Genomic DNA, 20,515 nt, shown 5'->3' with positions numbered 1-20,515 from the left:
CGTGGCCACGCCTCCGCCGCCCCGCGCTCCCGCCGCGCCTGCTCCGGCGGCGCCCGTGCCCGCCCGCCCCGCGCCCGTGGCCCCGCCGCCGGAGCCGCCGCGCGCCGAGGTTCCGCCCATCTCCGAGGCTGAGTCCGAAGCCCGCCGGGCCGAGCGTCAGGCCCGCCTGGCGCGCCACCCGTACATGGCCCGCACGCATCGGCTCACCGAGCTGATCGCGCGCGGCAAGGCCTTCGCCGCGAAGGGGGACTTCGAGCACGCCTATCAAGACTTCCATCAGGTCATGACGCTGGAGCCGAAGAACCGCGAGGTCCCAGCGCTGTTGAGCGAGGCGCGCCGTCGTCACGACGAGCAGCGCGCCCGGTCCGAGGTGGAGCGAGGACGCGAGCTGGAGATGCGCGGCGACTTCACGGCCGCGCACGCGGCCTATCGGTTGGCCACGACGCTGGATGGCCACAGCGCGGAGGCCGCCTATCTGGCGGCCCGAGTGGGGCGCGAGCTGGGCCAAGAGCCCGGCGAGGTGCGAGCCTTGGCGCAGCGCGCCGTGGATGCCCATCCCAGCCGCGCGGACTATCAGCTCCTGCTGGCCCAGTCGCTGCTCGTGGGCGGCGCGAAGAAGCTGGCCAAGCGACACTTCGAGGAAGTGGTGCGGCTGGACCCTGACAATGCGGAGGCGCGGGCGGCACTGAAGAAGCTGCGCTGGACCTTCTAGGATGAGTACGGTTTCCCATGGCTGAGTCCGAACCTCTCATTGGCATCGACCTGGGGACGACGAACAGCATCGTCGCCACGGTCCAGGACGGCCAGCCGGTGGTCATCAAGAACCGCACCGGACAGGCGCTCACGCCGTCTGTTGTCGCGGTGGCGAAGAATGGCAAACGGCTGGTGGGCAGCATCGCCAAGCGTCAAGCCATCACCAATCCGCAGGAGACGGTCTACGCGGCCAAGCGCCTCATCGGGCGCAAGTTCTCCTCGCACCCGGTGCAGGATGCGCTGCGCACGCTCGCGTATCAGGTGGTCTGCGGGCAGCACGACGACGTCCGGGTGCGGCTGGCGGGACGAGACCTGGCGGTCCCTGAAGTCAGCGCGATGATTCTCCAGGAACTCAAGGCCGACGCCGAGGCACACTTCGGCCGGCCGGTGAGCAAGGCCGTCATCACCGTCCCCGCGTATTTCAATGACGGACAGCGGCAGGCCACCAAGGACGCTGGGCGCATCGCCGGCCTGGAGGTGCTGCGCATCATCAACGAGCCCACCGCGGCGGCGCTGGCGTATGGCTTTGGCCGCACCGTCAACGGGAAGATCGCCGTGTTGGACCTGGGCGGCGGCACGTGTGACGTGTCCGTACTGGAGGTCAACAACGGCGTCTTTGACGTGGTGGCCACCGGCGGCGACACCTTCCTCGGCGGCGAGGATTGGGACAATCGCATCATTGAATGGCTGGTGTTTGGCTTTGCGAAGGAGCACGGCATCGACCTGCGCAAGGACCGCATGGCCTTGCAGCGGCTCAAGGACGCCGCCGAGAAGGGCAAGGTCGAGCTGTCGTCCGTGCGCGAGACCCAGGTGAGTCTGCCATTCATTTGCACGCCGCCCGGGGGAGGTGCCGCGCTGCACCTGCAGGCCGCGCTCACCCGCGACAAGCTGGAGGACCTCTCGGCGGACCTGTGCGAGCGCGTGGTGGGCATCACCTCCGAGGTGCTGGGCGAGGCCAAGGTGCGCCCCTCCGAGCTGAAGGAGGTCATCCTGGTGGGAGGCATGTCGCGCATGCCGCGCATCGTGGAGCAGGTGCGCCAGTACTTCCGCCGCGAGCCGTGCAAGGGCGTCCACCCCGAGGAGGTCGTCGCGCTGGGCGCCGCCATCCAGGCCCACGCGTTGGTGGCGCAGCAGGGCGAGCTGCTCTTGCTCGATGTCACGCCGCAGAGCCTGGGCGTGGCCATCGCGGGCGGCTATGTGCGGCGCCTCATCCCCAAGAACACCACGGTGCCCACGTCGGCGACGGAGACGTTCGCCACGTCGAAGGACTCGCAGCGCGTGGTGAAGATCATGGTGCTCCAGGGTGAGCACGACCTGGCGCACCAGAACGAGTTGCTGGGCGAGTTCCTGCTCACCGGCCTGCGCGACGCGCCGCGCGGCAAGGTGGAGATCGACGTCACCTTCGACATCAACGCGGAGGGCATCGTGTCCGTCTCGGCGAAGGACCGCGAGACGGGCCAGCGGCAGTCCATCATCGTCGCCGCGTCGGGTGGGCTCACCGAGGAGGAGCTGCGCCGCATCATGGACGAGCAGCGCGACTGGCTCGTGGCCGCGCGCGCGAGTGAGGAGGTGAAGGCGCGTCGGGTGGAGCTGGACACGCTGGCGCGGGACGTGGTGGACGCCCTCACGCGCGCGCGCCTGCTCCCGGGCGGCTTGGGGCCGGACGTGGTGCCTCGGGCCGAACAGGCATTGGAGCATGCTCGACACGTGCGGGCGGGTGAGGAGCCGGCGGCCATGGCCCGCGCGGTGGCACTGCTGGCACAATGTCTCACGCAACTGCGAGGCGGCCCGCCTCGCGCGACCCCGGGGGGCTAGATGCCGCAGCACCGCGCCAACCAGCTCGTCGAAGCAGGCCTGTGGTTGCGCTTGAGCGGAGACTCGGACGGGGCGGCGCGCCTGTTCGACCGCGCACTCCAGCTCGATCCGGACAACGGACGCGCGCGCGATTTGATGGCGCAGCTCCAGTCTCGACTGGGGGCCACCGACGACGCCCGCGCAGGGGAGGGGCCTCCGCTCGCGGGGCTGGAGGGCGACTGGGGCGCCTGGGCCGAGGTCACCGCGCCCGAGCCGGGGGATCCGCTGTTCGTGCCGGATGCCGTGCTGCTGCCGGACGGAGTCGGGGCGCCCAAGGATGCGCTGGACCTCCTGGCGCGGGACCACCGCCGCCACGAGGGCGAGCCGGTGCGCGTGGGCCGAGGGCCCGGCTCCGAGCTGGATGTCCTGCTGCGGGGCGCGGAGGATCTGCTGGAGCTGGACGATCACTCGGGCGCGGTGGACCTGCTGCGGCGCGCGCAGGAGCTGGCGCCCGAGGAGCCCCGGGTCGAGGCCTTGCGCGATCGCAGCGAGCGCACGCTCATCGCCATGCTCGAGGCCAAGCTGGGAGACCTGGGGCATGTGCCGCGCGTGCGCCTGCGGCCCGATGACATCATCTGGCTCAACCTGGATCACCGCGCGGGCTTCGTGCTCGCGCAGATCGACGGCACGGTGAGCTACGACGACCTCTTCTCGCTGTCCGGGATGACGCGGCTGGATACCGCGCGCATCCTGGCCCAGCTCCTGGACGAGGGCGTCATCGTCGCGGGTTGAGCCCCACCGTCATTGGCGGATGACGGCGGACCAGACGCCGCGCACCACCGTCTGGCCTTGGGGATTCTTCGACTCCGTCGTGACGACGAGGAAGTCAAGGCCCGCCTTGTCATAGAGCGCGGTGATGCTGCCCGTCGTGGTCAGCACGTCGCCGGGCTTCATCACGTCCAGGAACTCCAGCTCCTGCTCGCCGTGGACGAGCTTGACCATGTCCACGCCCAGCTCTGGGTCCGCGATGGCGGCGCTGAAAGGTTGAATGGCGAACACCACGGCGAAGCTGGGGGACGCGATGACGTCGCCGTAGGGGCCGGCCTTGGCCGCGGCCTCGTCATACAGCAGCGGGCTCAGGTGCGCGGGCGGCGCGCCGGGAGTGCCCGCGCGAGGCGTGGAGCCTCCGAGGATGAGCGAGAACTCGCGCATCTTCTCGAGCCCCAACTCGTAGGTGAACGGTCCGTAGCTGCGGCCAATGAAGCGCTTGTCCAGGGGCATGGCTATCCGATGGCGGCTTCGACGACGGCGCCCTTGAGGACGGGCTCGCCGCGCTGGTTGGTGGCGGAGACTTCCGCGGTGAGGCGGTCCGACGCGAGCGCCGTGACGCGGCCCTTGAACGTGACGGTGTCCTCGGGGAGCACGGGGCGCGAGAAGCGCACGCGCACGCGGCGGATGCGGCCGGGGTCTCCCACGAAGAGGGACACGGCCTCCACGGCCCAGCCCAGTGTGCACAGGCCTTGGAGGATGATTCCGTTGAAGCCCGCGAGGCGTCCCACCTCGGGGTCGATGTGGATGGGGTTGAAGTCACCGGACGCGCCCGCGTAGTACGCCGGCCGGTACCGGTCGCACACGCGCACGTGGGTGAAGGTGTCGCCAACCTGGAAGGTTCGTGAGGGCATTCGCCCCCGAGCCTACCTCTCCTGGAAAGAAAGAGGGGCGGCCCTCCAACCGGAGGACCGCCCCTGGTGCTTTCAGCTCACCGCAGAGACTACGCGACCTTGCGGCGGCGGCTCAGCGCCAGCCCGGCGACCATCGCCAGGATGGGCAGCATGCCGCCCAGCGAGCCGCCCGTGGCGGAGCAGCCCGACGAGTCGTTCTTCACCGACACGGAGAACAGCACCGGCTGCGAGGCCGCGCCGTGCGAGTCCTTCACGACCAGCGAGAAGGCAATCTGCGTGTCCTGATCCACCTCGGGCGCCGTGAAGACGAGCTTCGCGCCGTCCTGGGTCGGCTTGACGACCGGACCGCCCACCTGCGTCCAGTGGTAGGTCATCTCGTCGCCGTCCGGATCCGTGAAGTTGGAGGCGTCGAACACGATCTCCGTGCCTTCCTTCCGGGTGAACGCGCCGGGCGACTTGCCGGTGGGCGCGTGGTTGGGCGCCGCGTCCACGTTCTTCACCGTCACCGCCACGTCCTGCGTGGCCTCGGTGATGCCGTCCGAGACCGTCAGCCGGAACACGAGCTGCGTGTCCGCCTCGACTTCGGGAGCCGTGAAGGTCGCGACCGCCTTGTCCGCGCCCGTGAGGGTCACGGCGACGCCCGTGTCATCCACCTGCTCCCACGTGTACTCGAGCTCCTCGCCGTCCAGGTCGGACGAGGCGGAGCCATCCAGCGACACCTTCGTGGTGGAGCGCTCATCCACCGTCTGCGGCGCGGAGGCCACGGCGACCGGAGGCTGGTTCACGTTGACGACGAGGATTTCCACCGTCGCCGGCGCGCTCGTGTCCCTGCCGTCGCTGACGACGAGCTGGAACATGAGCGTGGAGTCCGCCGGAACGTTGGCGACGAACTGCGGGGTCGCGGTGTTGGCGTTCGTCAGCACCACCGGCGTGCCGCCGCCCACCTGCGTCCACTGGTACGTCAGCGCGTCCCCATCCGGGTCCAGGCTGGCGGTGCCGTTGAGCGTGATGACCCGGCGCGTGAGGACGCCGTCCTTGAGCACGCCCTCGGTGAAGCCCGCGGAGAGGCCCGCGTGGGCGACCGGCCGGCGGTTGCAGTTGGTGCCATCGCTGGGCTCGCTCACCAGGGCCGCGAACGGCGTGCCCGTGATGTTCGTGAACTTGAACTCGTCGATGTCCATGCCGCTGCCGACCGAGTTCTCGTCCCCCGCGATCCGGATGCGGAAGCGGACATCCATCCCCGCGAGGAACGTCTTGAAGTTCGTCTTCGACGCGTTCCAGTTCGGGAAGTTGGAGTTCGCGCCGAGGAAGCCGGGGCGGCCGCTGAGCGGCGTGTTGCCCTCCTCGATCGCGGCGTTGGCCGTGTAGCCCGGGTTGAAGCCCAGGTCGAGCACGTCGTACCACTCGACGCCATCCACGGTCAGCTCGAGCACGGCGCCGTCATAGAACGGAGCCAGCGGGCCGCTGCCGCTGTAGTCGGACTCGAAGGAGTGCCGCTCGTAGAAGGACACGATGAAGTCTCCCGTGTCCTTCACGTGCACCCACGGCGACGTCAGCGTGACCTCACCCGACTTCTCCGGGTTGGGGCCGTGGACGAAGCCGTCACCGTCCTCCTCGCCGTGCGTCCAGTCGCTGCGGCCGAGGACGTAGTTGGCGCTGGACGTCCACGCGGGGAAGCCCACGTCGAACGTGTCCGTGGCGGACTTGCCGTAGACGATGTCGTAGTTGATGCGCGGGTCGTACGTCGCCGACTTGCTCGCCGCGGGCAGCTCCGCCGAGGTGAAGTCGACCTTCAGGCCCGCCGAGGCGACCGAATCGCTGACGGCCTGCAGGGACACCTTGACGCTGACCGTGGCCGACGCGCCGCGCGCCAGCGACGGGATGCTCACCGCGCCGGAGTCGGGGAAGACCACCGCGGCGGTGGTGCTGGTGGACGAGACGACGCCCGTGAAGGAGCCGATGTCCGACGCACCCACGTTGGTCACCGTGAAGTGCAGCATGCCCGTCTCGCCGACGTCGAGCACGCCGTCCTGATCACACCCGACCTGCGAGTCATCGAGGCGGAAGTCCGAGATCCGGATGTTGTTGCCGGCCTCGAAGCTCTCCACCACGCCCACGTGATCCGAGGAGCCGCGGTCCGGAGCAATGGCGCCAAAGCCGGCGCCGCGCTTGGCGAAAGCGGCCACGAAGCGCTGGTAGTCCGCGGGGTCGCTGGCCTTCGTGACCGCGAAGAGCGCGTCACGGGCCTCCAGCAGGGTGGGGGAGTTCGGCGTCGCCTTGTACGCGGCGACGATGTAGCGCTTCATCCGGTCCTGCGCCTCCGCGAAGGGATGCGCGTTGAGCAGCGAGGCGTAGCACTCCCACAGCATGGTGGCCCAGACCTCGCCACCGTTGTGGACCTCGGCGTTGCCCAGGGCGGACTGGGTGCCGGCGGTCTGCTTATCGGGCAGCGGGTTGCCGTTGGCGAAGTGCTTGAACGTCAGCGCGTTCTTGGTGAGGTCCGTGCTGTAGGGGATGCGGCGGATGCCGTAGTAGTAGCCGTTGTTCGCGCCACCGCTGGAGGTGTAGCCGGCGACCGAGTACACGCCCTGCCACTGGTTGTTGCCGGCCTTGGTGACGTCGCTGGCCTTCACCTGCATCAGCATCGCGTGGAAGTCGGCCCAGCCCTCGCCCATCGAGCGACCCTGGTTGTTCACCAGGCCCGCCGAGTTCCCGACGAGGCGGTTGCTGATGTAGTGCCCCCACTCGTGCGCGATGATGCCGTTGTCGATGGTGCCGTCGCGGTCCAGGTCGGGCGAACGGCGCATCTTCAGGGACAGCGTCTCGCCCTTGTCCGTCTCGGTCTTCCAGGCCGCGGCCGTGGCCTGGCTGATGGACTGGACGGGGATCGTGATCTTGGGCTCTTCGCCGCCGAGTCCCGGCGCGTCACCGGCCGCGTTGTTCGCGATGATGACGGCGCTGGCGCCGGCCGTCTGGGCATTCATCGCCTTGGCGGTGAAGTTACACGTGCCGCGCGTGATGATCGCGATCTTCCCCTTGAACGTGTCCGCCGGGAAGGCGTCGCAACCCAGGGCGTTGTTCGCGGGGGCGAACAGCGCGGTGCCCTCGACCTCGAACTTCGACGGGCCGAAGGGCGCCGAGTTGGAGTCGTAGAGGCCCGCGATGGACGAGGGGGCCGAGACGCGCACCTCGGGTCGGCCGTCGAACACGTACATCTGCATGCGGGGCGAGGCGCCATCCGCCGGCGTGCGCATGTTCGCGTTGTTGCGCGAGGTCGAGTCCTGCCCCTCGGCGCGCATCTGGTCGCCTTCGACGCCGCCGCGGCCGTAGTTGAACGCCTGGGCGTTGCCCGCGGCCTCGTCGAAGCCCGCGTCGTAGTACCAGTCGTGCAGGAAGTTGGTGACGTAGAACAGGTTGACGATGGACGCCTTGATCTGCTCCTGGCTCGTCTGCGGCGACTTGGTCGTGTCGTAGACGTAGTTGAACGTGTTGGGAGCCGTCACATCGGCGCGGAAGTCGGTGGAGGGCTGGAAGCCGTCACCGCCGCCCAGGTCGGCGTACGCGTCCACGTTGTTACCGGTGGTCTGCGTGGCGTTCGCCGGCAGCCAGGGGTCGTTCCGGCTGAAGGGGCTGTTGCTGATCTCCACCACGTTGGGCGGGAGGTTCAGCGGCGCCTGGAACCGGTTCGGCGTCCCCGTCGGGTGCGGGGTCGCGTCATTGCCCTGCGGACCGTCGTAGGGGATGTACGGCGGGAAGGTGTCCGCCCAGACCGTGTACTTGTACGGCGCCGCGGCGTGCGCGGTCAGGTCGTTGCGGAACAGCACCGCGCCAGACGAAGCCGACACCACGTAGGAGAAGTAGGTCGAGCTGCTCGAGGCCTTGGGGCCGGCGTTGACCTCGACGTAGTACGCGGGCTCCAGGCGGCCAGCGAGCGTGAAGAAGACCTTCTTCGCGCGGGCAGGGGACACGAGCTTCTGGGGCAGGGCCGAGGTCGAGCCCTCGTCCATGTCGAAGAAGGTGTAGTCGCCCTTGGTCCCGGTGTTCGTGAAGGCGCGGGGGGATGCCTCGGAGCCGGTGCTGTTCTTGAAGGCCGCGGCCACCGCGTCCGCGGCGCTCAGGCGGAAGGCGCCCGTGCGAGAGCTGGTGCGCGCGGCCAGGGACATCTCGGTGGGGGCCAGGTAGCCGGACACCGCGACGAGCCCGAGGTTCTGGTCCATGACGACCTTGACCTCGTTGCGGAACACCTCGACGCCGTCGATGGACTGGTTGAAGGTCGCGACGACCGCGCCCTGCCCCGTCTGGTGGAGGGAGCGCAGGTTCGCGCCAGCCACGTCATCGCGGGTCAGCCGGTAGGCATCCGCGACGTTCTGCAGGTGCGCGCGCGCGGCGGTCTCGGGGCGCAGCATGGCCTGGGTCTGGATGACCGACCGGCTCGCCGAGCCATTCGAGTTGGCCCACACGAACGTGGGGACGCCGAGCCGGGCCTCGGTCTGCTCGATGCTGATGCCTCGGGCCGCCGCCGAGGACGCATCCAGGGCGAGGGGACGAGAATCACGCTGCTCCAGGAACGCGTCGTAATTCGACCGCTCCTTGGCCCACGCGCTGGTGCCGGCCACGGGCACCAGCAGCAGGCTGGTCAACAGTTTTTCCCTGAGACGCATGCGCTTTCCTTCTGGGGGGTGAGAACCACTGCGGGACTGCACAACGGCAGGCGCACCCCGGCCGAGGGTGGCGAGGGGGCGCCTACAGGTCCGGGCTGAAAAAACTCAGCCGGAATGAGAACGCCCCCGGCCCTGTCTTGTCGCAGTGTTGCGACACATGCGACGGGCGGGGGGCGGCGTGAAACATTGGAGGTGCTGCGGGCGGCCCAGGGTGCTCGCACGAGTCCGTGCGGCCTCTGACGGTCGGAGTACCACTTGGGACGGTCTGTGACGGCGGTCCGCCAATCGACTGAGCTCCACGGCCGAGCCTTCAGCCACGCTGTTCACGGCAATTCGTTCTAGTGAAGTCGCATGCTAACCAGGACGACGGAACGTTGAGAAGAGGGGGGCCGCAACATTCCGTCTGTGTAATCAGAGAATCGCGACGATGCGGGTTTTGTTTTCGGTGTCGTTGTAACGGGGGGAGTTCTGGTTTCGCTGTAACCGCGGTCGGTCCCCTCGAAACTCGCGAAGGGCAGGGCCGGGCGTCTTGTTTGTGGGGATGTCTCGGAGCCGCGCGCGGGATGTTTGGATTTGCTGGGGCGGTCAACGACGCCCGCGCTCCGACGCGACACGTTCTCTGGCCCGGGCCTCTCCACGCCCTCGGGCCGCGCGGATGCGGTCCTGGTCGGGAGAGGGGGGGACGGGTGCCCTGGCGGAAGCCGGGCGGTGCCGCGGCTCCTGGCCTCACGCCTGGGCTGGGAGGGGATGCTTCGGGTGAGGGCGGAGGTCAGCCCTCGTAGAGGTGGAACGCGTAGCTGCCCTGGCCGCTGGGCAGGAACATGCGCAGGTACACGGTGCCTCCCGAGGGCACGGTGAAGTCGATCGTCGGGTTCTGCTCCGTGAAGATCGGATTCTGGGTGTCGCCATTCCCAAACACGGCGACCACGGGCAGGACGCGATCGTTCGGTCCCTGGAAGGTGATGCGGTAGTTGCGCGTGCTGCTCGCGCTGAAGCGGAACCAGTCGTCGTCGTACTGGTATTCGAAGCGGCCGAAGTGGTCCTGGGGGCTCGTCGTGCCGAAGCTGTCTGGCGTCAGCGACGTGGCCTCCGCCGGGGTGTCTCCGTGGTCATCCATTCCCAGGTCGGTCAGCGTCAACGCATACGCGCCGACCGCGGCCGAGATGTCCACGGGCGAATGACTGACACGCAGGAAGTACGGCGCGGCGCTCCGGGCCTTGAACCCAAGCACCGCCTGCACCGTGCTCTCATGCGTCCCGAGATACTTGCCTCCCTGATCAAACGCATCCACGCGCGGCATCAGGCTGCCCGAGGGCTTCACGGTCACGCTGTAGATATGGCCCAGCTGGCCATCCACCCGGAAGAAGTCGAAGTCCCCAATGGGGTCGATGGTCTGTTGATGCACGCCACTGCCCGCCGCCAGGGGGCGGGCTCGGGCCTGACAGTCATCTGGCTCCGCGGCATCCCCTCCGTGCTCGGCGCAGTTGGCCGCGCTCACGGGCTCGCAGTTCCCGTTCGGTCGTGCCACGAAGCCCGTGTCACACAGGCAGCGGGCCTCGTTCGACTCGACCACGCATTGGCCCCGGTTGGCATCCCGACAGGGATTGGGGCTGCACGGATCCGACGAGGAATCCTTCACGACACAGCCGGTGCCGCACAGGAGCGCGGCGGAGAGCAGGGCAGGGGAGCGCAAGTTCATATCAGCGCCCGGGACGGGGAGTGGGCCCGGTTTCTTCAACCGCCGCGAACGGTCCGTGGTCCAGAGGATCCTCCACCTCCGCGCCCTCACGCCGCTGCTTGTATTGTTCGCGCACGTAGGCCACGAGCTGCTCCAGATAGGAAGACAACGGGGGGCATCGCACGCCCGTGCCGTCGAGCAGCTCCAGCGTGTTGTGGCAATTGTAGATGGCCAGATGATTCACATAGCTGATGGCCGCGCGCTGCGGCCGGGCCAGCTTCTCCAACAAGGGCAGACGCAGCATGACGTCCGCCGCGCGCGCTGACAGGTTGAAGCGAGGCAGCCGCTTGTTGGCCTTCTCCGCGATGAGTTCGTACACGCGCCGCGCGCTCATGGGATTGGGGTCCACCAGATGGAAGGTGCGGCCCGCCGCGCGCGGGTCCTTGGACAGCCGCCAGACCGCCTCGACGACGAAGTCCACCGGCACCACGTTGAGCGGCGCCACGCCGTTGCCCGGCAAGGGCAGCGGCACCACCAGCGGCGAGGTGACCAGGAGGATGCCCAGGTAGTAAGGCCCCTCGAACCGATCAATCTCTCCCGTGCGCGAGTCGCCCACCACGCTGGATGGCCGGTACACCGTCACGGGCAGAGTGGCCGCCGCGCGCTGCACCAGCCGCTCCGCCTGGAACTTCGACTCCTCGTAGGCGTTGCGGAAGCCCTGGGCGCGGTCCAACTCATCCTCGGCGATGACGCCGACCCGGTCTCCGGACACGTAGCAGGTGGAGAAGTCATTGAAGCGCGCGAGGTGCTCGCAGTCGCGCGCCAGCTCCAGCATGTTGCGCGTGCCGTCCACGTTCACGCGCCACGCCGTCTCCTTGGCCACGCCCAGCTGTGACACCGCAGCGAGATGGAAGACGTCCGTCACCCGCTCGCACAGGTGCTGGTACTCCTCGCCGGACAGGCCCAGGTGCATGTCCACCACGTCGCCCGTGAGCAGCTCCACCCGCGCACCCTGGATGTGCGCCGCGTGCTTCTGCGCCTCCTTGAGCACCTTGGGTTGGACCAGCGCGTAGATGTGCGCCTTGGGGTCCTCCCTCGCGATGTGCTCCACCAGCCGCTTGCCGATGAACCCCGGGTAGCCCGTGATGAAGTACGTCGCCGAGCCCTTCTTCCGCGTCTCGCTCATTCGGCGCGCAGCATACCCGCCCGTCAGCCGTGCGCGAGCATGGCGCGCCACATCGCTTCCACCTGTGCCCGGGTGGCATCCAGGCCCGCGCTGTTGTCGATGACCCACGTCGCATGCGCGCGCTTGTCATCCAGCGGGAGCTGAGCGGCCAGCCGAGCCTCCGCCGCGCTCGAGTCCAGTCCATCGCGCGACATCAGCCGTGCCTTCTGCACGTCCCGAGGCACCCAGACGAGCGCCACGCCCGCCATCCACGCGTGCATCCCGCTTTCGATGAGGAGCGGCACGTCGTAGATGACGCGCTCCACGCCCTGCGCCTCCAGGGCCTGCACGCGGCGGATGAACGCCTCGCGTACGAGCGGGTGGGTGATGGCGTTGAGGGCGGCGCGCTCGGTCGGCGTGGCGAAGATGTGCGCGCCCAGCTTCGCGCGATCCAACCGCCCATCGGGGCCGACCACACCCGGGAATCTCGCGGCGACCGCGGCGAGGCCCGGAGTGCCTGGCTCGACGACCTCGCGGGCCAGCACGTCCGCGTCCAGCACCTGCGCGCCCAACTCGCGGAGCATCCGCGTGACGGTGCTCTTGCCGGACGCGATGCCGCCCGTCAGCCCAAAGACATGCACGGCTACTTGGCGGCCTTCTGCGTGGTGAAGATGAACGAGTGCACCGTCTTGCCATCCTCGTTGAAGAAGATGGCCAGCCCCAGCTTGGGGTAGAGGAAGTAGGTGCGGAAGTCGTCCGTCAGCTTGCGCAGGTAGCAGGGCGTGGCCGGCGCGGGGCCCGCGGGGCAGGCCGGGCCGTAGCTGTTCTCGATGGTCTCCTTGTCGATGACGGGACCGGGGAACACATCGATGCGCTCGACGAGCTGCGTGGCGGGATCCACCTTGAACTGGGTCTGGGTGGTGCCCTTGATGGCTTCCTTCGAGAAGTAGGCGATGACCTCCTTGCCGTCCTGGGTGACGGTGCGCGAGGGCTCACCAAACTTCTTGAGGACTTCCTCGCGCTTGGAGACGCCCGGCTCGATGCCTTGCCAGGGCTTGGCGGCGGCGGGCACGGCGGCGAAGAGGATGGCGACGAGGGCGAAGGTACGCATCACGGCTCCCCTAACGGATCGGACCGGCACGACTCAAGGCCCTTCCCTGTAAACGTGCATGGGCATCGGACATTCAATCATGAACGAGACGCCTTGCCCCATCCGGAGCCCTCTGCTACGTCCGACGGCCATGCGCGTGCGTACCCTCCAGGTCCTCCCCGTCCTCCTGCTGGCCGTCTGCGGCGCGGCCGGGGCCGCCGACTTCGTGGGTCCCGACAGCTGCAAGGGCTGCCACCCCGAGGCCTATGACGCCTGGATGCAGTCCAAGCATGCGCGGGCCACGGACTCGCTGGGCGAGCAGCAGAAGAAGGATGCGCGCTGCCTGTCCTGCCACGCCCCGGACCAGGCCGAGCAGGGCACCGCGGCCGTCACCTGCGAGACGTGCCATGGCGGCGGGCAGTACTACTCGCCCTCGTACGTGATGAAGGACGCGGAGCTGGCGCGGCTGGTGGGGCTGGTGGACCCGTCCGAGAAGATGTGCCGGACGTGCCACGACGCCTCCTCGCCCTCCCTCCGGCCGTTCGACTTCAAGGACGCGCTCAAGGCCATCGACCATTGGTCCGCCGAGCGCACCCGCAAGGCCGCCCGGGCCGAGGCGCCCCCCTCCACGCCGCCCCCCGCGAGCGCCAGGAAGTAGCCCCGCTTGATCAAGATTCTCGACGCCCGCTTCGTCACCACCGCCGTGGAGCTGAAGGGCCTGCCCACGGACCACGCCGCGGAAGTGGCCTTCGTGGGCCGCTCCAACGTGGGCAAGTCCTCGATGATCAACACGCTCACCCAGCGCAAGAAGCTGGTGCGCGTGTCGAACACCCCGGGGCGCACGCGCACCCTGAACTTCTTTGACGTGGACCTGGAGCGCGACGGCGTCCGGCACACGGTGCGGCTGGCGGACCTGCCCGGCTATGGCTTCGCCAAGGCGAGCAAGACGGACAAGTCGCAGTGGCAGGAGATGATCACCTCGTACCTCCAGAACCGGCACCGGCTGGAGGTGGTGGTGAGCATCATCGACGCGGAGGTGGGCCCCACCGCGGATGATCTCCTCACCCTGGACTACCTCCAGGCGCACAGCCGGCGCATCCTCGTGGTGGCCACCAAGGTGGACCGGCTCACCAAGGCGCAGCGCAAGCCTCGGCTGCACGCGCTGGCGGAGCAGCTCGCGCTGCCTCGCGAGGCGGTGATGCCGTTCTCCTCCACCGAGCGGCTGGGGGTGGACGAGGTGTGGGGCACGCTGCTGGATACGTTTGGCAAGGCAACGCGCCGTTGAGCGTTCCCCTCCCGGGCGAGGAGGGGCTGTGGTAGGGACCGCGCCGTGTCCCAGAACGGCAAGACGAACGGTGCTTCCTCGCCCCTCGCTCCGCGTGAGTTGCGCCAGCGGTTGATGCAGCTCGCGCCGCGGCAGCGCATGGACGCGATTCTCGACTCCCCGGATACGCGCGCGCTCGTGCGCTCGCTGCCGGCGGAGGACCTCTACGTCACCATCCAGGAGGTCGGGCTCGCGGACTCCACGGAGCTGGTGCAGTGGGCCTCGCCCGCGCAGTTCCGCACCTTCGTGGACCTGGGGGGCTGGAAGAAGGACGCGCTCGCGCCCCACGACATCCTCACGTGGCTGCGCGCCGCGCGGGGAGATGAGCTGGAGGACTTCCTGCGCAAGGTCCACGCCTTGGACCTGGAGGTGCTCGAGTACCTGCTGAAGGAGTTCAGCGTGGTGCACGACCTGGAGGAGAACCCCGACGTCAACCCCGAGGGGATGACGCTGGAGACTCCCGAGGGGCGCTACCTCGTCGAAATCAAGGCGGAGGGCGTGGAGATGTCCGCCATGCGCGCCTTGCTCAATGACCTCATCGCGGAGAACCCCTTCGAGTCCGTGCGGCTGATGGAGGCCGTGCGCTGGGAGCTGCCTTCGGAGATGGAGGAGGCCGCGTTCCAGTTCCGTCGCGCGCGCCTGTCGGACCTGGGCTTCCCCTCGCTGGAGGAGGCCATGTCGCTGTTCAGCCGCGTGGAGGTGGGGCCGCGTCCCCAAGGGGGACCGGGCACGGCGCTCGTGGCCACCGGCGGCCACATTGACTACCTGGAGGCCGCGTTCCGCGAGCTGAGCGACGTGGAGCGGATGAACGCGGAGGACGAGCTGCGTGAAGTGGCCAACGCCGTGCTCGTGGCGGAGCTGGAGGACCCGGGCGACCTCGAGGCCGTGCGCCGCGTGAGCGAGACGGTGCGCGATTCGTTGTCCCTGGGGTTGGAGCAACTGTCGGGTTCGGATCCGGCGCGGGCGGGGGACGTGCTCCGCGACACGCCGATGCGGCGGGTCTTCCAGACGGGCTTCACGCTGACGCTCCACCTCAAGTTCCGGGCGGATCGGCTCTTCAAGCAGCCGCTCGCGCGCGTGGAGGACGTGCCGCTGCTGCTGCCCGAGGAGACCGCGGCGCTCGAGGCGCTGCGCCGCAAGCGACCGCGCCGGGCGCTGCGTGTCGCTGGGGCGGAGCCGGTGCCGTTCCGCTCGCTGCGTGAGCTGGCCTCGTCCGAGGCGGTCCTCACCCGCGCGGAGGGGCAGGTGGCGGTGTTCGCGGCGCTGCTGGGAGGCACGGAGGGCTCGGCGCGCGAGGTGGTGGCTCGCTTCGGCGTGCCGCTGCCCATCCTGGGCATCGAGCGGCTCCTGGCCGCCGCGGTGGCCATGGCCGTGTTGGAGGAGCGGGTCCACGTGCGGCCCGTGCCACAAGGGCGCGTGGTGGAGTTGGGGCAGCGTCTCTTCGAGGGCACTCCGGACGCGCCGCGCTTGCGGCCGAGCGCGGCCGATCGCGCCATCGCGGGCCTGGAGCCGGCCGTCCCCGCCGAGGCGCGGCAGGAGCTGCGGCGCATGGTGGGCCTCGCGCTCGAGCGTTTGCTGTCCGAGTTGGGCACGGCCTGGCTTCTGGAGGGCCGGCTGGACCCCATCGCCTCCGCGGTCCTGCCCATGGAGGGCGGCGCGGTTCCGTAGGTTTTTCAGTCCCGCGCTCGGCATGGGCGCGGAACTTCCGTGCAAGGCCCTGGAGATACAGGGCTTTGCGCGGCGCCTCGCCGTGGCACGCGCTTCGCTTTCCGAACCACCGCGCAGTGCAGGGCAGTTCGACAGGCGACAGGCGGGGAGGACGAGGGCATGGGGCCGGGCGGGCAGGAGCAGCGCCGTGACGTGATGGCGTTCTGCATGCTGGTGTCGTTCGCGGCGGTCATGTACGCGGTGCCGGGGGAATGGCTGCCCGTGTTGGAGCCGCTGCGGCTGGCGCTGGTGACATCCGGTCTGGCCGCGGGGCTGATGGTGATGCGGCGGCTGGGACGCGCCGAGCCGCTCTACCTCGACGGCGCGCGCGGCTGGGCGCTCCTGGCGTTCGCGACGCTGGCCTTCGTGTCCATGGCCTGGTCGGTGGATCCCGAGGTGACGCGCGCGCAGGGCATCGAGCTGCTCAAGCTCGCGGCCATCTACCTGACGCTCGTCAATGTCATCACCACCGGACGCCGGTTGATGGCCATGGGCATCGCGATGGTGCTGGCCTCCATCGTGACGTCCATCGGGGTCATCAACTGGTACATCGTGGGCGAGAACATGGTGGAGGGCTTCCGCTCGCGCTGGGTGGGCGTCTACGCGGATCCCAACCACATGGCCATGAACATGGTGGTGGTGGTGCCGCTGGCGGTGGCGATGCTCGCGCGCAAGGGCAGCCCGTGGCTCTTCCGCCTGGCGTGCGCCGCGGCGGCGGTGCTGGCGGTGGTGGCGATTGTCTTGAGCCACTCGCGCGGTGGCTTCATCGGGTTGTCGGTGGCGATGGCGCTGTGGGCCATTCGCGAGAAGCGGCGCATGCAGGCCATCGTGGTGGGCTCGCTCTTCGTCGCGGGCCTGGCGGTGTTCGCGCCCAAGAGCTTCTGGGATCGCAACGAGACGGTGGCCGACTTCCACGAGGACGCCTCCGCGATGGGCCGCGTCTACGCGTGGCAGGTGGCCAGCCGCATCAGCTTGGATCAGCCCCTGCTGGGCGTGGGCGCGGGAGGGTTCCGCTACGCGTGGCCGCTCTACGCGCCCCCCGAGGCCCACCGGGCCTATGTGGCGCACAACATCTTCTTGGATGTGATTGGCGAGCTGGGTTGGGTGGGGCTGCTCTTCTTCCTCACGTTCGTGGGCGGCGCCACGGGGGGCGCGTTCGCGGCCTCGCGCGATGTCGAGTTGGGGTGGCTTGCCCGGGCGCTGTCGTCGTCCATGGCGGGCTACCTCATCTGTGACCTGTTCTCTGGCTACATCCTCTCGGCGCACCTGTATGTGTTGTTCGGGCTGGCCGCGAGCGTTCACCGAATCGTCCTGGCAGGAGAGCGCGCCCGGGCGCCGCAGTACGCCCCCGTCGTGGACGGCGACCCCGTGAGGGGGGCGTGGGAGGGATCCGGCCATGCGGCGTGAGGAAGCGCGGATGGGACGAGACCAGCCGCTTCGGCTGGTGCAGTTCACGCGCTCGTTCCACATCGGGGGCACCGAGGTGCAGGTGCTGGAGCTGCTGCGCGGCCTGCCGCCGAGCTATCGGCTCCAGGTCTCGGTCCTCGAGGACGTGGGCCCGTTGATGGGCACGGTGTGGAAGCTCGGCTATGCGCCGCAGGTGTTCTCGCTGCGCGGCTCGCTGGCTCAGCCCAACACCGCCCGGCAGGTGTACCGCATGGCGCGCTGGCTCAAGCAGCAGCGCGTCGAGCTGGTGCACGTGCATGACTTCTATTCGAGCATCGTCGCGGTGCCGGCCGCGAAGCTCGCGGGCACCAAGGTCATCGTCGGGCGTCTGGATTTGTCGCACTGGCAGGGGCGCGCGCGCCGCGCCCTCCACTCGCGGATGACCCGATTGGCGGACCACGTGGTGGCCAACGCCGAGGCCATCCGGAAGATGCTCGTCGAGCGCGAGGGCTTGTCCGCCTCGCGCATCTCCGTGATCCACAACGGCTTGGACCTGGCGCGCTTCGACGCCCGCGTCGCCGAGGGCCTCAAGGGTCCACTGCCGGACACGGGCGGTGCCCCCGTGGTCGTCCACGTGGCCAACATGAACCACGCGGTGAAGCGGCAGGAGGACCTGCTGCTCGCGCTGGCCATGCTGCGCCACAGCGGCACGCGCCTGCATGCGTACCTGGTGGGAGATGGTCCCCGTCGCCCCGCGCTGGAGCGCACCGCGGCGGAGCTGGGCATCGCGGACACGGTGCACTTCCTCCGACATCGCACCGACGTCCCCGCCATCTATGGCAAGGCGACCTTCGGCGTCCTGTGCTCGTCCGCGGAGGGGATGTCCAATGCCGTCATGGAGGGCATGGCGTCCGGCTTGCCCATGGTGGTGACGCGGGTGGGGGGGAACACGGACCTCATCGTCGAGGGAGAGCGCGGGCGCGTCGTCGAGGCCGAGCGGCCCGCCCAACTCGCCCAGGTCTTCCGACAGCTTCTCGCAAATCCTGGGAAAGCGAGCGAAATGGGAGCCGCCGCTCGGGCCTTCGTCGCCCGGGAGCTCTCCCTGGAGCGGATGGTGCGGCTGCACGACGCGCTGTACCGGCGGATTGCCCGAGGGCCGGACGCCTGATCGCCGCATGTCAGACCGGCGTGGATACTTCCTCCCCGTCGGCGCAATGGGGGGCACGCTCGCTCGTTTGAAGATCCGCAGCCTCGTCCGTTGTAGAGGCGCGCGCACGACTCCTACCCTGTATTCAGATGGGGCAGAGTGGAAAAACGAGATTTTCGTGATGTTTGACGCAAGAGTGTGGTAAGGGCGCGTCACGCGTTGCAGGAAACAGCCTCCGTGCCCAGGGTGTCGGTTGCTGGGGAAAGAGGGGCGGGGTGGCCGGGCGCGTGCGGCTGGAATCGTACCGGGTGGGAAACGGTTCCAAGAGGTGTCCGCGAGCGAGGGGCAGCGAATTGGACCCACGCGCGGGCATCCAGACATGATGGTGGTACCGAGGGCCTCTGGCTCGCGGTGTCTGCCTGCGACTTTACGAGGCCCGGCCGACAGGCCAGAGGCCCGGGGCGCTCGCCGGTAAAACTCCAAGGTACCGGCGAGCGCTCTCTTTTTTGTCCAAGTCTCGACGCTGAAGGCGCGGTCCATCGCTCTGCTAGGGTGCTCGCCCTCGCATGCCGCGCGCGTCCCTCTTCCGTGAGCCGATTGTCCTGTCGATGACACGGCGGCCTCGCGCTGTCGCGGCCGTGTTGGCGGGCGTGTTCGTGCTGCTCGCGCTGCGGCTGGGGCACTTCGTCGATCGCTTCGCGGTCAACCTCGTGTTCTGGGACCAGTGGGACTTTCTCCAGGGCCTCTTCGACGGCGCCGACGCCTGGACGCTCTTTCGTTGGCAGCATGGCCCGCATCGGCAGGGGCTCGCGCAGTGGATCATCGCGGGCGTCTACCGCGTGAGCGACTGGAACGGCCGCGCGGATGCGGCGTGTGCCGCGGTGGTGATGCTGCTCGCAGGTGGGCTCGCGCTCGTGCTCGTGCGGCGCGCGGCTGGGTCGCTGCGGTTGGTGGACGCGGTGGTTCCGCTGCTCTTCCTCACCACGCAGAACGCGGAGACCTACGCGGGCACGCCGAACCTGGCGCATGGGGCGCTGCCATGCCTCATCCTCGTCGCAGTCGGGTGCGCGCTCACGCTCGAGTCCCCCGCGCCTCGCGCGGTGCTCCTCGCGGTGCTGTCTCTGCTGGGCGTCAGTGGAGGCTTCGGCATGACGCTGGGCGGGATCATCCCCGCGATGCTCCTGGTGTTCGCCCTGGGCCCTGGGCTCACCGTGCGCGAGCGCGTGGTGCAACTGGTGGCCGCGCTGCTCTCGGCCGCGGGCGTGCTGCTCTTCCTGCATGGCTATACCTTGCAGCCCGCGGTGGAGTGCTTTGTCTTCCCGCATCCGCGCCCGCTGGAGTACCTGCCATTCGGCGCCTTCGTGTTGGCGCGTCCCTTTGGTGTCTTGCCGGGACATGGCGCGGCGGCGGGAGTGCTCGCGGGGGCGCTGGGGCTCGGTGTCCTGGGGGCCGCCGTGGGCGCGACGGTGCAGGTGCTCCGCTCGCGGGGCGGGACGGCTCGCGCGCGGGCCGTGAGCGCGCTCGCGGGCTTCGCGGTCCTCTTCGCGGCGCAGAGCGCGGTGGGGCGGGTCTGCACCGGGCTGGAGTTCGCCGCGGCCAGCCGCTACGTGCCCTATGTGATTCCCGGGCTGCTCGCGCTGTACCTCATGCTGCGCGACACGCGGTTCTCGCCCCACGTGGCCCGCGCGCTGCCCGTGTGTTTCCTCTTGCTGTGCGTGGCCAAGGAGCTGCGCATGGGGCCGAGCCTCGACGAGGCGCGCGCCTATTCCACCGGCAAGCGGCACTGGCGTGACTGCTACCTGCGCGAGCATGACATTGCGCGGTGCGATCGCGAGACGGGCTTCTCGGTGTACCCCGATCCCTCATGGACCCACCTGCAGGCGAAGCTCGACTGGCTGGAGGCGCGCGGGCTGAGCTTCTTCCATGCCCGCGCGCGTCCCGCGGTCGCCGCGCCGCAGAGGTAGCGCTCCTGGGTGTTGCCGCCGCCGGGCCTGCTCGCTTGCCTGTACCCCAGGGGGTGAACCAGGGGGGTGCGACGCCGCGCGTCTTGGCGCGTGTCGGGCATCGAACACAGTGCGCTGTTGTGAATAAGTCGTGGGCGTTGGAGTCTCAGCGCGAGTGTTGAACG

General features: G+C 69.2%; 15 protein-coding genes and 1 pseudogene. 9 read left to right on the top strand and 7 right to left on the bottom strand.

The features are described 5' to 3' along the window. The 3 genes and pseudogenes from KRR26_RS31380 to KRR26_RS31370 all read left to right on the top strand — a co-directional run. Nucleotides 1-712: pseudogene (locus tag KRR26_RS31380) on the top strand (molecular chaperone DnaJ); the annotation flags it as partial. 17 nt (nucleotides 713-729) lie between these two features. Continuing rightward, entirely contained in the window at nucleotides 730-2,568 is a 1,839-nt protein-coding gene (gene dnaK / locus KRR26_RS31375; RefSeq protein ID WP_217081600.1) for a molecular chaperone DnaK, read from the top strand. After that, complete coding sequence (locus KRR26_RS31370; protein ID WP_217081599.1) at nucleotides 2,569-3,339, top strand: tetratricopeptide repeat protein; 771 nt, start codon at nucleotides 2,569-2,571, stop codon at nucleotides 3,337-3,339. A gap of 9 nt (nucleotides 3,340-3,348) precedes the next feature. Here the strand turns inward: KRR26_RS31370 and KRR26_RS31365 are convergent, their stop codons facing one another. From KRR26_RS31365 to KRR26_RS31335, 7 genes are all read right to left on the bottom strand, one after another. Then, nucleotides 3,349-3,828, bottom strand: coding sequence for an FAS1-like dehydratase domain-containing protein (locus tag KRR26_RS31365; RefSeq protein WP_217081598.1), 480 nt, complete (start codon nucleotides 3,826-3,828; stop codon nucleotides 3,349-3,351). Nucleotides 3,829-3,830: 2 nt separating this feature from the next. Further along, on the bottom strand, nucleotides 3,831-4,229 hold the full coding sequence (locus KRR26_RS31360; RefSeq protein WP_120206816.1) for a MaoC/PaaZ C-terminal domain-containing protein: 399 nt from the start codon (nucleotides 4,227-4,229) through the stop codon (nucleotides 3,831-3,833). An 89-nt stretch (nucleotides 4,230-4,318) separates the two neighbouring features. Further along, the gene (locus KRR26_RS31355) at nucleotides 4,319-8,890 is read right to left on the bottom strand and encodes a myxosortase-dependent M36 family metallopeptidase (RefSeq protein WP_217081597.1); all 4,572 of its coding nucleotides are present in this window, start codon (nucleotides 8,888-8,890) and stop codon (nucleotides 4,319-4,321) included. 769 nt (nucleotides 8,891-9,659) lie between these two features. Continuing rightward, the gene (locus KRR26_RS31350) at nucleotides 9,660-10,589 is read right to left on the bottom strand and encodes a hypothetical protein (protein ID WP_120206814.1); all 930 of its coding nucleotides are present in this window, start codon (nucleotides 10,587-10,589) and stop codon (nucleotides 9,660-9,662) included. A gap of 1 nt (nucleotide 10,590) precedes the next feature. After that, nucleotides 10,591-11,754 carry an SDR family oxidoreductase gene (locus KRR26_RS31345; RefSeq protein ID WP_199723803.1) on the bottom strand — a complete coding sequence of 388 codons (1,164 nt, stop codon included), beginning with the start codon at nucleotides 11,752-11,754 and terminating at the stop codon, nucleotides 10,591-10,593. Nucleotides 11,755-11,777: 23 nt separating this feature from the next. Further along, nucleotides 11,778-12,374 carry a dephospho-CoA kinase gene (coaE, locus tag KRR26_RS31340; protein WP_120206812.1) on the bottom strand — a complete coding sequence of 199 codons (597 nt, stop codon included), beginning with the start codon at nucleotides 12,372-12,374 and terminating at the stop codon, nucleotides 11,778-11,780. A gap of 2 nt (nucleotides 12,375-12,376) precedes the next feature. Beyond that, nucleotides 12,377-12,844: a hypothetical protein gene (locus KRR26_RS31335; RefSeq protein WP_120206811.1), complete on the bottom strand. Its 468-nt coding sequence runs from the start codon at nucleotides 12,842-12,844 to the stop codon at nucleotides 12,377-12,379. A gap of 130 nt (nucleotides 12,845-12,974) precedes the next feature. Here KRR26_RS31335 and KRR26_RS31330 point away from each other — a divergent pair, with 130 nt between their 5' ends. The 6 genes from KRR26_RS31330 to KRR26_RS31305 all read left to right on the top strand — a co-directional run bounded on the left by KRR26_RS31330 (nucleotide 12,975) and on the right by KRR26_RS31305 (nucleotide 20,351). Next, nucleotides 12,975-13,481, top strand: a complete 507-nt coding sequence (locus KRR26_RS31330; protein ID WP_120206810.1) for a multiheme c-type cytochrome — start codon at nucleotides 12,975-12,977, stop codon at nucleotides 13,479-13,481. Nucleotides 13,482-13,487: 6 nt separating this feature from the next. After that, a complete protein-coding gene (gene yihA / locus KRR26_RS31325) occupies nucleotides 13,488-14,108 on the top strand; it encodes a ribosome biogenesis GTP-binding protein YihA/YsxC (protein ID WP_120206809.1) in 621 nt (206 codons plus the stop codon). A gap of 45 nt (nucleotides 14,109-14,153) precedes the next feature. Beyond that, nucleotides 14,154-15,815 carry a DUF6178 family protein gene (locus tag KRR26_RS31320; RefSeq protein WP_217081596.1) on the top strand — a complete coding sequence of 554 codons (1,662 nt, stop codon included), beginning with the start codon at nucleotides 14,154-14,156 and terminating at the stop codon, nucleotides 15,813-15,815. A gap of 159 nt (nucleotides 15,816-15,974) precedes the next feature. Beyond that, nucleotides 15,975-17,261, top strand: a complete 1,287-nt coding sequence (locus tag KRR26_RS31315) for an O-antigen ligase family protein (protein ID WP_120206807.1) — start codon at nucleotides 15,975-15,977, stop codon at nucleotides 17,259-17,261. After that, entirely contained in the window at nucleotides 17,251-18,408 is a 1,158-nt protein-coding gene (gene exoK / locus KRR26_RS31310) for a spore coat polysaccharide biosynthesis glycosyltransferase ExoK (protein WP_120206806.1), read from the top strand. Before KRR26_RS31315 ends, exoK begins: the two co-directional genes overlap by 11 nt. Nucleotides 18,409-18,953: 545 nt before the next feature. Beyond that, nucleotides 18,954-20,351, top strand: a complete 1,398-nt coding sequence (locus KRR26_RS31305) for a hypothetical protein (protein WP_217081595.1) — start codon at nucleotides 18,954-18,956, stop codon at nucleotides 20,349-20,351. Nucleotides 20,352-20,515 lie beyond the last annotated feature (164 nt).

Origin of the sequence: Citreicoccus inhibens (assembly GCF_019039035.1) — a bacterium.
Taxonomy (GTDB): Bacteria; Myxococcota; Myxococcia; order Myxococcales; family Myxococcaceae; genus Citreicoccus; species Citreicoccus inhibens.
This window is presented reverse-complemented; position numbering and strand designations above follow the sequence as displayed.

Excerpts from the sequence above, each read along its gene's own strand:
- dnaK (WP_217081600.1), top strand. The coding sequence starts at position 730 with ATGGCTGAGTCCGAACCTCTCATTGGCATCGACCTGGGGACGACGAAC.
- KRR26_RS31370 (WP_217081599.1), top strand. The coding sequence starts at position 2,569 with ATGCCGCAGCACCGCGCCAACCAGCTCGTCGAAGCAGGCCTGTGGTTG.
- KRR26_RS31365 (WP_217081598.1), bottom strand. The coding sequence starts at position 3,828 with ATGCCCCTGGACAAGCGCTTCATTGGCCGCAGCTACGGACCGTTCACC.
- KRR26_RS31360 (WP_120206816.1), bottom strand. The coding sequence starts at position 4,229 with ATGCCCTCACGAACCTTCCAGGTTGGCGACACCTTCACCCACGTGCGC.
- KRR26_RS31355 (WP_217081597.1), bottom strand. The coding sequence starts at position 8,890 with ATGCGTCTCAGGGAAAAACTGTTGACCAGCCTGCTGCTGGTGCCCGTG.
- KRR26_RS31350 (WP_120206814.1), bottom strand. The coding sequence starts at position 10,589 with ATGAACTTGCGCTCCCCTGCCCTGCTCTCCGCCGCGCTCCTGTGCGGC.
- KRR26_RS31345 (WP_199723803.1), bottom strand. The coding sequence starts at position 11,754 with ATGAGCGAGACGCGGAAGAAGGGCTCGGCGACGTACTTCATCACGGGC.
- KRR26_RS31335 (WP_120206811.1), bottom strand. The coding sequence starts at position 12,844 with ATGCGTACCTTCGCCCTCGTCGCCATCCTCTTCGCCGCCGTGCCCGCC.
- KRR26_RS31330 (WP_120206810.1), top strand. The coding sequence starts at position 12,975 with ATGCGCGTGCGTACCCTCCAGGTCCTCCCCGTCCTCCTGCTGGCCGTC.
- KRR26_RS31315 (WP_120206807.1), top strand. The coding sequence starts at position 15,975 with ATGGGGCCGGGCGGGCAGGAGCAGCGCCGTGACGTGATGGCGTTCTGC.
- exoK (WP_120206806.1), top strand. The coding sequence starts at position 17,251 with ATGCGGCGTGAGGAAGCGCGGATGGGACGAGACCAGCCGCTTCGGCTG.
- KRR26_RS31305 (WP_217081595.1), top strand. The coding sequence starts at position 18,954 with ATGCCGCGCGCGTCCCTCTTCCGTGAGCCGATTGTCCTGTCGATGACA.